This is a genomic window from Herbiconiux sp. (genome assembly GCF_004297105.1).
Taxonomy (GTDB): Bacteria; Actinomycetota; Actinomycetes; order Actinomycetales; family Microbacteriaceae; genus Herbiconiux.
The window spans coordinates 1-12,822 of record NZ_SCVE01000001.1; the positions used below are offsets into that span (position 1 = coordinate 1).

Consider the following 12,822-nt stretch of genomic DNA (forward strand, 5'->3'; position numbering starts at 1 on the left):
GGATGTGGGGGCTAGTTTTCGTTGTGATTGCAGATGCTCGCGACGAGCTCACTCACGGTGTCGGAGTACAGCCCAGGAGTGGGGGCGCTCATGCTGCGGCCCCGAGCTCGGGGAGCTCATGGTGCTGGCCGATAGTGTCGGTACCCACGAGCGTGAGGCGGCACCTCGCGAGAACGTCAAGACCGAGGTAACGACGACCCTCGGCCCATTCGTCAGACTGCTCCGCAAGAACGGCCCCGACGAGGCGGGTGATCGCGGCCCGGTTCGGGAAGATCCCCACCACATCGGTCCTGCGGCGGATCTCACGGTTCAGGCGCTCGTTCGGGTTATTCGACCAGATCTGCTGCCACACATCTTTCGGGAACGTGGTGAACGCGAGAATGTCAGCCCGGGCAGCATCGAGGTGGTCGTGCACTTCGGGGAGTTTGTCCTCGACGTAGTCCAGGAGCCGGTCGAATTGGGCCTCAACACTTTTCTGGTCGGGTTGGTCGTACACGGAATGCAGCATCGCTTTCACCGCCGGCCACATGCTCTTCGGGGTCACTGACATCAGGTTCGCAGCGTAGTGCGTGCGACACCGTTGCCACGACGTCCCAGGGAAGTTCGCGCGCATCGCTTCAACGAGGCCAGCGTGCGCGTCAGAGGTGATGAGTTTCACCCCGGTGAGGCCGCGCGCGACAAGGTCTGCGAAGAACCCGTTCCACGCCATCGTGGTCTCCGCGGTCGCCACTTGCATGCCCAGGACTTCCCGATGCCCGTCAGCGTTCACCCCGGTCGCGACGAGCACCATGGTGTTGATCACCCGCCCGCCCTCACGCACTTTCATCGTGAGTGCGTCGCACGCGACGAACGTGAACGGGCCGGCCTCACCTAACGGCCTCGTGCGAAACTCACGCACATGCTCGTCCATATCGGCGGCCATTCGGGAGACCTGCGACTTCGACAGGGAATGGATGCCAAGGGTCTTCACGAGTTTGTCCATCCGCCTCGTTGAGACGCCAGCGAGGTAGGCGTCAGCGACGACGGTGATCATCGCCGCTTCTGAGCGTTTGCGACGTTCGAGGAGCCACTCGGGGAAGTACGTGCCGGAGCGGAGCTTCGGGATCGCGACGTCTATGGTTCCGACACGCGTATCGAGTTCACGGGTGCGGTATCCGTTGCGGGAATTCACTCGGTCAGCAGAGGGCTTCCCGTACTCGGCGCCGCAGATCGCATCTGCTTCGGCTGAGAGGAGGGTGTTGATCATGGTTTGCAGCAGGGTGCGCATCAGATCCGGTGATGCGTCGCCCAGCGCGTTGGTGAGGACGGTGGCAGGGTCGACAATAGAGGGAGTGGTCATCGGTGTGACGCCTTTCGAGTGGGATGTGAGAGTTTCCTCGAAGGAAGATCCCGGTGGCCACGCTGACGTTTACTGGCCGGGATCGTTACACCACTCTACGGGGCACTACTGCTAACGCAAAAAGCACCTTCGCCATCTATGCATTCCTGGCAAAACCAGCGCCAGCTATTTTGTCGAGTCTCCTGATGGTGATCGCGCTGCTAAGTGACAATATTCTGCCCATCTCTGAAGTGTCGGATTATTCGCACGTCCTGTTTTCCTTGGCAGCGCTCGCAGCCCTACCGGGGCTGCTCTCCTCACGCACATGGCTTCCTCGAGCGCTCTCCCTCCCGCCGGTTGCATACTTCGGTACTAGGGCATACGCCATATACCTGTTTCACCCATTCGTACTTGACGCTATCGATAGGGTCATAGCCCCTGGTCAATCATCGGTGGCACTCTCGGTCATCAGGCTCGCGTTACTCGTAGGAATTTCCTTACTTGTGGCCGAGGTTCTCGGCCGGCTCGTCGAAGGTCCGCTGATCAAGGTAGGGCGGAAGCTTGCGATGCGCGTAGCTCGCCCCAAAGCCAGGAATTGGAGCGCCCCAGAGCGCGCGGTCGAATAGAGCTCACACGATTAGCGATCAAGATCAGAGGGAATGGCGCCAATTGGCGACGTCAGTTGTGGCCCTGTCCTTTGCGACTTCCGCGTTGGCGTGCAGCAAGACCACGTGTTCCCGCGGTGCAGAGATTCGCTTACTTTCAGTAAGCCCCGTCGCTGCCGAAAACAGCGCGCGCCGTCCTCCAGAGGATCACGATATCGCCGGTGAGCGACCAGTTCTCAACGTAATAGAGGTCAAGGCGAACAGTGTCACCCCACGAGAGGTTAGAGCGGCCACTGACCTGCCAGAGACCGGTTATGCCCGGCTTCACCAAGAAGCGGCGATGAACGTGTGTCTCATAGAGGTCGACCTCCCGCCTTAGCGGTGGGCGAGGGCCGACCAGCGACATCGAGCCCCCAAAGACGTTGAAAAGCTGCGGGAGCTCATCGAGACTATAGCGGCGCAGAAACTTGCCGATAGGCGTGATGCGGGGATCGTCCTTCATCTTGAAAAGGATCTCGTTGCCTCTATCGCGGGAATCGCTCGAGATCGACGCCAGTCGCGCTTCGGCATCGACAACCATCGAACGAAACTTGAGCATTTGGAACGAGGTGCCGTTGTAGCCGACCCGGTCCTGCCTAAAGAGCACGGGACCCGGTGTGCTGAGTCGCACCATCATCGCGATGAGCAAGAGCACCGGCGATAGCAGCAGGATTCCGAAACCGGAAGCAACGACGTCGAAGGAACGCTTTGCGAAGCGCTTTCCGCCCTCGTACCGAGGAGTCTCGACATGGATCAGAGGTAATCCAGCGACCGGCCGGGTGTGGATTCGGGGTCCACCGATGTCGACCAAACTCGGCGCCACGACGAGGTGCTGCCTGCCGGGCTCTAGATTCCAGCTAATCTCCCGAACGCGCTCAGGAGGCAGCTCATCGGCCGAGGTGATTACAAGCGTGTCTGCCCCCGACGCCTCGAGCGCTTCTTTGATCTTGTCAAGATTGCCGAAGATTGGAATCTCCGTGCCAGGAAGATTAGCTGCCACCAGGTTCGTGGGAACACAGGCCCCAACCACGAAATAGCCGGCCTCCTGCCGACGGCTGAACTCCGCGGCGATGGCCGTCACAGAGGCCTCAGAGCCGAGCAGGAGCACACGCGACGAATACTCTCCCCTCGATCTCTTGGCACCCAGCCACTGTCGCCACATCCAGCGAGAGAAGACGAGTACGACTAGTCCAAGCGGAAATGCGATGAGAACATACCCGCGCGCGAGATCGAACTTAAGCAAATACGCAGCAATCGCGACCAGGCCGAATAGGCGTACTGAGCCATCTGCGATGAGTCGGTACTCCTGGGTTCCTGTGCCAATCACTCGGGATTCTCGTGTGCCATAGACGGATAGCATGACCAGCCACGCGATAAGGATAAACAACGAGACCGCCGTGTAGCTCACACCGAGTTGCGAGAATCGGTCTCGAATGGTGACATCAGCTGAGTCGAACCCGAACCAGGCGATCTGCACTCCGAAGACGACCCAAATCAACACGAGCACATCGGTCACGAAAAGCCTGTGAGCGAACTGCTTTCGCCAATTCACCCCGTGCACCGAGGTCGACGACACCTCGGCTACCCTCGCCATGTCACTGACCATCGTTCCCCCAACGTGAACCCAGAATATTGAACTTCATCGTTCAGGCAGCAGAAATGTTCTATCAATCGTCAATTCTCGAGAACAGACGCCCACGTGACGCCCTGGTCGGGCGAGGTCAACACTGTCGCAGACGACCACAAGATCGCCTTCGTTCCCGTGAGCGCCAGAGTAGCGTCTGATAGCGCGATCCCGCGAGAAATGCAGGCAAGGTTCTCCGATTCGTAAGGAGCGGCCTCGAGACCGATGCTTTGAATGCGGAGGCCGTCGCACGATGTCCCCCCGTCGGCGGCGGTCATCACCTGGGATCCGTCAGCTGCGACCGCGATTGCAGACTCTGGGGAAGCAGTAACTGTCTGCCATCCGGGCTCCGCCACCGAGTAGACGTGAATGCCGTCGCTGCAGAGCGCGACCGCGCCACCATTGAATCCCTTAACCTCCACAAGATCGGAGCAAGGCTGTTCTGTCTCGACGCCGTAGACCTTGATGGCGCCGGCGGCGTCCGGATCGGCGAACACCGACTCCGAGGTGCGGTCGGGATACGAGGCCCAGAACTCGCCACCAGTAAACGACGTCACCATCGTGACTACGCAGGTCGGGCCCGTTCTCGCGATCAGGTCGATTTGCGAGTCAGTCACGTACTCGAGCGACAGTATTTCCCGCACGTCGACGGAGCCGAACGATATCGGCTCCCACACAGCCCCGCCGTCTCGACTGACCTCCGAGGCAGGCGGAGTGCCTGCCTCGGAGGTCGAGCACGTTCCGCGAGTGGAGCGCACAACGGCGTTGCCATCGAACGTTGTCAACAGCTGTGGACTCGACGACGAGCGAGGAGTCGGCGTCGAAGTCGCGCTGGCCGTCGATGCCGGAGTGCGCACTGGGCTCCAGGTCGGGGCAGGCCCGGGCAACTCTCCCTCGTTCTCGATGTAAGGCGCACGCAGGGCATAGATCACAAGGAGTGCAGCCAGGACGGCGAGAACCCCGATGACCAGAAGCGAGACGAGCCCACCTCGATCAGACCTACCATGCGAGCGGGCCACTACCGTTTCGACTTCTTCTTTTTCGAACCCGGCTCTGTGTCTGCCTGGTCATAGCCATACCCGTAGCCGTACCCGTAGCCATATCGGGCATAGCCATAGGAGTCAGGGCCCTTCGTGGGCATCATCGTCATGATGACCCCCGTGACGCGTGCACCCACATTCATGACGGCAGTGACCGCTCCACGAACTTGATTCTTGTGCGCCCGTCCGGCCGCCACCATGAGGAGAGCGCCGGATGTGTTCTTGGCGAGGATCGCGGCGTCAGTAACTGGGAGCAGAGGGGGTGCGTCGAAGAGAACCGTGTCGAAAGAATTCTCGAGCCCTCTGATGAGCGACACCATCGCCGCGGAGCCGAGCAACTCACTCGGGTTCGGCGGCACCTTTCCGGCGGGAAGAACGTAGAGGTTGGTATCGCCCCACCGCTGGATGACGTCATTGGGCTGTGCTCGCCCGACGAGGATGTCCGTCAGGCCAGCGCCTCCCTCAAGACCGAGATACTCTGCGAGCTTGGGCTTGCGCAGGTCGGCATCGATGATGATGACTTTCTTGCCTGCCAGCGCGATTGCGATCGCAAGGTTCGCTGCCGAAGTGCTCTTACCTTCACCGGGGACGGAAGACGTCACCACGAAGCTTCGTGCCGTCTCTCCCACGTTGAGGAACTGCAGATTCGTTCTCAAGGTGCGAAAGGACTCTGCGCGGGGGCTGCGTGGATCGTCTTTCACAACTAGAGGGTTCTCTGGGGTGCCGGAGTCGAAGGCGATACCACCGATGATTGGCGCGTCAGTGATGTGCTCGACATCCTGCTCGTTTCGGATCCTTGTGTCGAGTGTCTCTCGCAGAACCGCAAGACCGAGACCGATGACGAGACCGACAAGGGCGCCCAGAGCGATGTTGAGCGGAACATTCGGGGAAGAAGGTGCCCCAGGAACTACGGCTTGCTGAAGCAGGGTGATCTTGACGGGCGTCACGCCCTCGGCGTTCTCTGGGACCAGTGCCGAAACCGTGCTCTCAAAGCTGGACGCGACCGCGTTCGCGATCTCGGCGGCTTGGCGGGGGCTGGTGTCGGTGACCGAAATCTCAACGATGACTGTATCTAGCGGCGACGTAGCGGTGACCTGCTTTGCCAACTGGTTGACATCGACATCCAGGCCTAGCGAGGCAATGACCGGCTGAAGCACGACTGGAGTGGTCACGATATCGGCATAAGACTTCACCTGGTTCTGGGCGAAGTTTCCGCCCTGCGTCAAGTCAGAAATGGACCCGGCCGACTGGATCGAGACGAAGACCTTTGACGTGGCTTGATACTCCGGGGTCTTCAGGATCGAGAAGGTTGCCGCCACTGCGATGCCCAACAGCGTCAACGCAACGATGTAGACCCAACCTTTGCGAAGAACCCGCAGGTAGTCTCGAAGCTCCACGCAGTACACCCTCTCCCCATGGTGGCGTCGATCAGCCACCGCTGCGTGACAATGGTCTCATAGACGATCAGGCCGATCAGGCTGCTCACGTTTCGGGCAGGCAAAATCTGCCTGCGTAATTCCACCGAGAGCGACGTGAACCGCGGCCTCACCCTCCTACTGGGGATGGCCCTGGCGATGAACGATATCTAGCGTTGATCGAATAGTCGCTGTTGGGTTTGCCCCCCAGCAAGAACGGATGCTGGGCCGGAGACAATGAATCGTCTTCTCCCTTCCGGTCCAGCCGACCGGAAGGGATCTCGTGATCGATACCGTCACCAGCTATGCGGCCCATAAGTTCGGGTCAAAGGCGCGGCCGAAGATCGTCGGCCTGTATGCCGGTGCCGGCGGGTGGCGCGATTCACCGAGTGACGAACGCCTCACTCGCGAGAGTGCCGAGCGACTTCGAGGTGAAGGAGTCACGATGGTTCGAGTGCGGCATCGGTTTCGCACCGTGGAGGTCATTCTTCGTCGCTACCTGGGGGGATAGCGGAGGCACCCGAAATGGGGTCTCCAATTCGGCTCGGCGTGTGGAGTATTTTCGCTGCCAGCGGGTCGCGATAGACCCGCCAAGGAGCCCGATGCCGATTCAGAAAGCCCCGATGCCGATTCAAAAGGCAAAGTACGCTGCGATCACGCTCATGGCCGCCACCTGCGGATGCATCTTGTGCGGGTGCGCGATGCTACCTATCTCCGCATCCACCACCTGCCGCGACTACCTTACCCATGAACAGCAGTCTCGACGGGAGAGCGCCGAGCAGATCGCTGCACAACAGAACTCTCCCTACAAGGGCAGGATGGCAGGAATTGCTGCCGATGCCATCTGCACCTCGAGCCCCGAGCGCACTCTTGGGCATGCGCTTGGGTAGGTAAGCCTTCAATTGGACCGGTCGGCGGACGGGCCAGGCAAGTCAAGGTAGTGAACGAGAGCTGTCCGCACCACGTCGCTGAGTGTGCGGCCTTCGCTCTGCGCTTTGGTCAGAGCCGCCTTGTAGAGAGACGCAGGGATTCGAAAGCCATGCATCGGTGTCTTTGGTTGATTTGGCACAGTGACAGTGTGGCACTCATTTACTGAATTAATGTCATCCAATGCTTGCCTTGGTGCAATTGCACCGCGTAGAATTTAAGCATGGAATCCTCACATTTGAAGGTCGTTGACATAGGTGACCGCCTGCCGAATCGGCTGAAGCGGTGTCGGCAGTGCGGCATCCGGGTGCCCCGCGACGAGATGATCTACGGGTTCAAGGCATGCTCCGACGATTGCGCCGATGAGATCTGGATTCGAGAGCAAGCGCTGCTCGATTCGGATAAATGAGTGAATGTCAGTGGCTCCTGATCGAATTTAGACATGGAAAAATCCGCGCTCGGGTTCGATGAGGTCAAAGATGGCCTCGTCCAATTCCTCAGCGCGCCTGTGGAAGGGCTGGACCGTGAGGCGTTCCTCGCCCACGGGGCGATGATCGAGCATCTCGGGCGTCTACTTGATTCGGGGCGCGTGCGGTTCGCAGGAGAGCTCGCCTTTCAGTCGCGCAAAGAACTCGGTGAGGAGGGGCTCAGCCGGTCCGAGAACTGCAAGACGCCTGCGAACCTCCTCTCGGCCGTCACTGGGGTGTCCACGAGCGAAGCCAACAAGCGACTCGCGCTCGGGCTTCGACTCCGTCGCGCGGAGCAGCTCGGCGGCATACCGGGAGCCGAGCCGTTCCCTCTCGTCTCCGAAGCGCTCGCCTCCGGTGCAATTTCGGTCGAGTCCGCGGCAACGATCACGAAGATGTGCTCCGAGCTGCGAAGCCGAGGTGTCGCACACGACAGCCTCATGGATGCGGAGAAGGTGCTTACCGAATTCGCACAACTCGCTACGTCAACAGCCGACACGGTCGTTGTGGTGGGCACACGCCTTCGGCATCAGGTGGATCCAGACGGTGGAGAACCTCGGCGCGAGACGCAGGAGCGACGACGCTCCCTCAGCATCTCCCACACCGCTGATGGAATGTACCGGGTCGCCGGCCTACTCACTCCCGAGCAGGCTGCCATGTGGGTGAGTGCCGCGCGTGCCATCATCAGCCCTCGTACCGGCCCCCGATTCGTGAGCGACCAAGAGCGTTCGGACGAAGAGGCACTCGCTGACGAGCGCACCTCGCCCCAGAAGATGGCAGATGCCGTCACCGAACTCATCGCCCGCGCCGCCGGCGCGCCCGAGATGCCGAAGCTCGCCGGCGCCACGACCACCGTCACTGTTCACGTCTCCCTCGCGGAGCTCAAAGCCGGGCATGGAGTCGGCTGGGTCGACGGCATCGTCGAGCCGCTCGCTCCCTCCGTCGTCGAGCAGCTGCGCTGCAACTCACCCATCGTTGCCACGGTGCTAGGCGATAACGGCAAGGTGCTCCACCTCGCCAAAACCAAGCGGCTCTTCAGCTCTTCGCAACTGAAAGCCTTGGCGGCACGGGACGGTGGCTGTATCACGCCCGGTTGTGACGCTCCGGTTTCGGCCTGCGAAGCCCACCACGTCATACCCTGGCAGTCGCCGGAGTACGCGCCCGGTCGAACGGACATCGACAACGGCGTTCTCCTGTGTCGGTTCCATCACGCCCGTCTTCACAAGTGGAGTTGGAAGATCACAATGATCGACAGGGTACCGCACCTCATCCCGCCGAGCTTCAGAGACCCAACCCGAACCCCGATCCCTACAACGAAACGTCGAACCGGCGTCGGTCTTTCGCCGGGCTCCTTCCCTACGCCTCCGCCATCCGAACATCGCCCTTGGTTGAGCCAGCGGCAAGCTGCGCCCCCATCCGGGGAGACCGCAGCGTGAATCGGCCGCCCTTCTCGGAGACGGGACGCCCATCGACTGAGCGGCGGCGCACAGCCGCCAAGAGCACGATGCGCTCGTGCAGATCGTTGCCTGCCTGCCATCCCGGAGACGCGCTCTGACTCGGGAAGCGGGGACTGCCTGGCCACATATCCAGCTTCGATAGTTCCGCGCGCACGAACGGAGCGGACCTCCTCATCGCGATGTCGCCGGTTCGTTGCGCTCGCTTAGACGACGAGGTCAAGGCGCCCCCACGATCGCGGGGCCGGTGTAGGTACCGCTGCCGCGAGCAGGTAGTCGGGGGTCGGATCCGGCGCCCTGCCGCCCTGGCCCGGAGGAGAGAGGGATGACGTTCCCGCTCCTGCGGCGGTCGTGGGCTTCTTTTCGAGATCGTCGGTCGTCCATTTGCCCGCCAGCAGAGGGGCCTCGGTCTTGAACGTGAAGAGCTTCGCATTGCCGAGGTTCTTGCCCCAGATCTCGATCTTGACCTTGCCCGCCAGCTCGGCGACCAGCGCCAGCTTGTACTGGAAATATGCGCGCCAGTGGGCAGGCACATCGCCCTTCGGCGGGGCCTTCTCCACGCCCGCCGTGAGGTCGACCTTCACCTGACCGCTCAGGGTGATCTCGGGCCCCGCGATGCCGTAGAGCTTTGACGTCTCCGATATTTCCGGTCCGAACGAGAAGCTCCCGGTGGCCGAGAAGTCCGTTCCGGCCAGCCCGTCGAAAGGCCCCCAGCCCGTGGTGCTCACCGGATCCTTGCTGAGCGTCTCGTAGCCGGTACTCGGCGTGTACGTGAAGCCGTAGGTGTAGACCCTCTTGTGCGACAGCTCGGGAAGGCTGAGCTTGGCTTCGAGACCGTAGCTGCTCTTCAAGGCCAGCACCAGGGAGTTCGTGATGACCACGGGCACGGGCCCGGCCGCGAACGTGGTGGTGGGGAGGGAGTACGAGGCGAGGGGGTTCCACGTCGTCGACTCCTTCTTGGTGGAGATCGAGAACCTGACCTGCGCGGCGACCTTCGCCGTCACGACGAGCTTGAGCGTGATCTCATCGAGCACGAGCTGCACCGGGTTGAAACCCCACTTCCAGGTGAAATGGGACTTGAGGACGAAGGTCAGATCGGCGGCGAGCTGCCCCTTGAGCGCCAGGGCGACCGCGGCGCTCTCCTTCTCGACGCTCTCGCTGAACTTGCTCTCGAGCACCTTCTTCGATTCCTCCGGCGACCCGGCCGACTTCGAGACCTCCTGTATCGTCGGTGTACCGAATTTGTCCTTCCACTCGACGAGGAGATTCGCCTGGAATCCCATCGACGCGCTGACCGACTCGCCGGCTCTGACGAACGCGGCGGGCTCGGCTGTGGGCGATCCTTCTGTCGACTCTTCGCTCGATTCTTCGCCGAACGAAGGGCTCGGCGGCACATCAGTCAGGTCGACCTCGTCTTCGGGTACGACCCAGCCACGCTCGCCGTCGCCCTCGAGGTAGTCGACCTCGGGATACGAGATCGGTTGGCCTGACTCATCCGTGGGCGCCGGCACATCGGCGGGGTCGTCGTCTGCCGACATCTTCGCGGGATCGTCCAGCTGCTCGACCTCGTCGAGATCGACCTGGAAGAAGGCATCTTGAAGAGAAGCCTGCTCGACACGCACGCGCCAGGCCGCCCCGACACGATCGATCGCGACCACTTTGACCAGTGCGCCGTCGGGGGTGGCTTCGCTCGCGGCACCGACGAGCACGTCGCCCGGGCCGAACTCCGGCTCGACGTCGACGGCGAACTCGGTGTCGCTCACCTTGTGCAGCCACTGCTGATCAGACTTCTCGTTGAACACGTAGGTCTCGGGTGAAGTCACGGTGTCGTCAGGGTCCACCGCCGCCACGTCGATGGTGACGTCATCGCTGGCACTGTGACCTGCTCGGTCGTAGACCGTCGCCGTGTAGACGAAGCTGCCGTCGACGGGTGCTGCGGCATCGAACTCCCAGTGCGTCCCGTCTTGGTCGGTGCGCACATCCGCAGTGCCGATCAGACCCTCGGGGCCGGAGACCTCGACGCGGTCGATGGCCGATCCGGGAGTGGTGAGGCCGCCCGACAGGGTGAAGTACCCGTGCGCGCCCAGGTCGATGTCGCGGCCGTCTTCGTGCGAGTCGACTGAGATCGTCGGCTTCTGGTCGGCCGGGCGACTCTGTTCCTCACCGAGGATGTCGCCGACCGGCGCCCACCACACGGAAGCCTCGCCACGTCGGAGTGTCAGCACGTCGTCGGAGTTCTGCGCCTTCGTGACGACCAGCTGTGGCACTGCACCGGCCGCCGCGTCGACGACGGCGCCCCGACCGCGGCCCGCGTAGGCTTCGCCGAGGTCGAGGAACGTCGTCTCCGACGCATCCGTCGCTGCGACGAGGCCGATCGAGTACTCCGCATCCGCGTTCCGCGAGATGAGGGCTGGCTCCGGACTGCCCTCGCGGACGTCGGCGACCGCGCCGTCGGTCGCATCTGCTGTGACGACGAAGCTGCCCGGCAGATTGACCTGCGATGCCTGGGCGGGTTCATCCGGGATCCATCCCGACACGTACACCTGCAGCTGCGCCTGCGAGGCGCTCGAGCTCACACCCACGGCGCCGTTCTCATCGAGCGGGAGGATCGTCGTCATGATGGTGCGGCCCGCACCAACAGGAAGACGTTGGCCGCCGGTCGTGATGGTGGTGGCGCGGTCCGAGGTCACGACCATCGTCGCGAAGACCGCGCGCACCTGGGTGCTCGGCACCCCTCCGAGACCCACCACGTTGATCGGCACGGCGGCCGCACCGATTGCACTCGCGGCGAGTCCTGTCGCCGTGTCGGCGCGGAGCACCGGCTCGTCGAGCGCGATCATCGAACCGGGCTGGCTCGGGTTCGATTGGAAGACGGCAAGCACCTCGACCCGAACGTTCACTGGCGCGCTCGCCCACAGCTGCACGGCGCCGTCATGGACCGGCAACAGCAGAGCGGTCGATGCCACCCTCTGTGCCGAGACCTGCAACGCCGGGGCGCCACCCGATCGGAACAATGTGGTGTCGGTGCCCGGCTTCAGCGCCGAGACACGCACGAGGGCCGACGAGAAGCCATCAACGGCTTCGCCGAGCGGAATCGCCGAACCGGGTGCTGTCGAGAGCGCGGCGCCTCGCCCGATCTCGGACTCCACCACGGGCACCGTCGCGGGATCGGCCACCCGGTAGCTGATGCTTCCCGCCACGGTGACCTCGGGGATCTCCGGTGTCTGCGCCGTGTCGGCGGCTGCCGCCGTGACGGACGTGAGCACGATCGCTGAGGCGACGACGACGGCCACGGCGCTAGCGAATACTCCTCGCATCGTCAGGCTCCGATCGTGCTGCGTCGGGCGCGCGAGACCAAGACGATGATCCCGGCGACGACCATACCGGCCGTGGCGAGCAGGGCGCCCCAGGCCTGCGGACCGCCTGTCGCGGCCAGCCAGCCGGACCGGGAGGAGCCGGGCACGTCGCCGGCGGCGCGGGCCGCAGGAGGAACCACTTCAGCGGGTTGCGGGCTTGAGCCGCCTGCGGGTGAGGCCGCCGGTACGCGGAGCCGCACACTGGAGCTCGCCAGAACGTTGTCGGCCGCATCCAGCACGGTGATTGCAGCGTCGGGCGAACTCGCCGAGCCTCCGGGGGCGGACACCACGGTCACTTGGAGGCGGCCCTCTTCGATCGGCAGGGCTGCGTGCAGACCGAAGGTCGTCTGAGTAAGCGTGAGTGCGCGCCAGGGAGAATCGTCGATACGGGCCCTCACCACCAGGGATTCTGGCGCCAGACCAGCTTGCTCGAACTCGATCCACGCGCTCGAGGCACCGGCTGGCGCCTCGAGCGCGAACGTGCCGTCATCGGCGAAGGCGGGCGAGGGCAGTGCGACGATCACAGTCGCAGCCACCCCCGCCCATACGATCAGGCCGAAGCGACGCAATTTCCCCT

At 62.9% G+C, this 12,822-nt stretch carries 9 protein-coding genes; 3 read left to right on the plus strand and 6 right to left on the minus strand.

The features are described from left to right. Positions 1-88: 88 nt before the first annotated feature. From EPO52_RS00005 to EPO52_RS00020, 4 genes are all read right to left on the minus strand, one after another. Positions 89-1,339, minus strand: a complete 1,251-nt coding sequence (locus EPO52_RS00005) for an IS256 family transposase (protein ID WP_193591830.1) — start codon at positions 1,337-1,339, stop codon at positions 89-91. A gap of 741 nt (positions 1,340-2,080) precedes the next feature. Then, complete coding sequence (locus EPO52_RS00010; RefSeq protein ID WP_363339002.1) at positions 2,081-3,478, minus strand: sugar transferase; 1,398 nt, start codon at positions 3,476-3,478, stop codon at positions 2,081-2,083. A gap of 158 nt (positions 3,479-3,636) precedes the next feature. Then, positions 3,637-4,371 carry a hypothetical protein gene (locus tag EPO52_RS00015; protein ID WP_290800359.1) on the minus strand — a complete coding sequence of 245 codons (735 nt, stop codon included), beginning with the start codon at positions 4,369-4,371 and terminating at the stop codon, positions 3,637-3,639. 233 nt (positions 4,372-4,604) lie between these two features. Beyond that, the gene (locus EPO52_RS00020; protein ID WP_290800361.1) at positions 4,605-6,023 is read right to left on the minus strand and encodes a polysaccharide biosynthesis tyrosine autokinase; all 1,419 of its coding nucleotides are present in this window, start codon (positions 6,021-6,023) and stop codon (positions 4,605-4,607) included. A gap of 620 nt (positions 6,024-6,643) precedes the next feature. Between EPO52_RS00020 and EPO52_RS00025 the strand changes: the two genes are divergently transcribed. The 3 genes from EPO52_RS00025 (at position 6,644) to EPO52_RS00035 (ending at position 8,871) form a co-directional block, all read left to right on the plus strand. Then, on the plus strand, positions 6,644-6,931 hold the full coding sequence (locus EPO52_RS00025; RefSeq protein ID WP_290800363.1) for a hypothetical protein: 288 nt from the start codon (positions 6,644-6,646) through the stop codon (positions 6,929-6,931). Between the two features lie 260 nt (positions 6,932-7,191). After that, positions 7,192-7,377: a hypothetical protein gene (locus tag EPO52_RS00030; RefSeq protein WP_290800364.1), complete on the plus strand. Its 186-nt coding sequence runs from the start codon at positions 7,192-7,194 to the stop codon at positions 7,375-7,377. 33 nt (positions 7,378-7,410) lie between these two features. After that, positions 7,411-8,871, plus strand: coding sequence for an HNH endonuclease signature motif containing protein (locus EPO52_RS00035; RefSeq protein ID WP_290800366.1), 1,461 nt, complete (start codon positions 7,411-7,413; stop codon positions 8,869-8,871). Between the two features lie 224 nt (positions 8,872-9,095). Here EPO52_RS00035 and EPO52_RS00040 read toward each other — a convergent pair whose 3' ends face one another. Then, positions 9,096-12,182, minus strand: coding sequence for a hypothetical protein (locus EPO52_RS00040; protein WP_290800368.1), 3,087 nt, complete (start codon positions 12,180-12,182; stop codon positions 9,096-9,098). A gap of 26 nt (positions 12,183-12,208) precedes the next feature. Then, positions 12,209-12,781, minus strand: coding sequence for a hypothetical protein (locus EPO52_RS00045; RefSeq protein ID WP_290800370.1), 573 nt, complete (start codon positions 12,779-12,781; stop codon positions 12,209-12,211). Positions 12,782-12,822: the final 41 nt, after the last annotated feature.